The sequence below is a fragment of the Paraburkholderia unamae genome (assembly GCF_003096875.1).
GTDB classification, from domain to species: domain Bacteria; phylum Pseudomonadota; class Gammaproteobacteria; order Burkholderiales; family Burkholderiaceae; genus Paraburkholderia; species Paraburkholderia unamae.
Window position 1 is genome coordinate 1 of record NZ_QEOB01000076.1, and the last position, 1,082, is coordinate 1,082.

Consider the following 1,082-nt stretch of genomic DNA (forward strand, 5'->3'; position numbering starts at 1 on the left):
GCGGTCCATCATGCCTCGTGCGCGCGCAGGAAGCGGAAGAACTCCACGCCTTCGCGCAGACGCCGCTTCATCATGTCCCAGCTCATGAGCATCTCGCGCACGATCTCCCAGATCTTCGAAGGCCGGAAATAGAACTGACGATAGAACTGTTCGAGGTGGTGATAAATCTCCTCGCGCGACAGGTGCGCGTAGCCGATCGCCGCCAGCTGCACGCCTTCCTTGCTCACCAGGTTGATGGTCTTGTTCTCTTCCATCCAGCCGTTTTCCACGGCCTGCTTGTAGAGCGTCGTGCCCGGATACGGCGCCGCGAGCGACACCTGAATCGTATGCGGATTGATTTCCTTCGCATACTCGATCGTCTTCTTGATCGTCTCCTGCGTCTCGCCAGGCAGCCCGAGAATAAAGGTGCCGTGAATCTTGATGCCGAGGTTCTTGCAGTCGGCGCTGAAGCGGCGCGCGAAGTCCGTGCGCACGCCCTTCTTGATGTTCACGAGAATCTGGTCGTCGCCCGACTCGAAGCCCACGAGCAGCAAACGCAGGCCGTTTTCCTTCATGACCTTGAGCGTCTTGTACGGCACGTTGGCCTTCGCGTTGCACGACCACGTCATGCCGAGCTTGCCGAGGCCGATGGCGATCGCTTCGGCGCGCGGCAGGTCGTCGGTGAAGGTATCGTCGTCGAACATGAGCTCCTTCACTTCGGGCATGTTGTCGCGGATCCACTTCGCTTCTTCCAGCACGTTCTCGACCGAGCGCGTGCGGTAGACGTGCCCGCTCACGGTCTGCGGCCACAGGCAGAACGTGCAGCGCGACTTGCAGCCCCGGCCCGTGTAGATCGACACGTACGGGTAATTCAAATAGCCGATGAAGTAATTTTCGATCTTCAGGTCGCGCTTGTAGATCGGCGCGACGAACGGCAGCGAGTCCATGTCCTCCAGGACCGGACGGCCTTCGTTGTGCTCGATGGAACCATCTTTCGCGCGCCAGGAGATGCCCTTGACCTGGGCGAGCGGCATGCCCTCGGCAATTTCCTTGCAGGTGAAGTCGAATTCCTCGCGGCAGACGAAGTCGATGGCCTCGCTTGC

General features: G+C 60.2%; 1 protein-coding gene. It reads right to left on the minus strand.

All coding sequences use genetic code 11. The annotated features are described in order from the left end of the window. Positions 1–8 precede the first annotated feature (8 nt). Positions 9–1,082 (minus strand): hopanoid biosynthesis associated radical SAM protein HpnJ (gene hpnJ / locus C7402_RS46125; protein ID WP_116615307.1); only part of this gene is annotated, 1,074 nt, incomplete at its 5' end.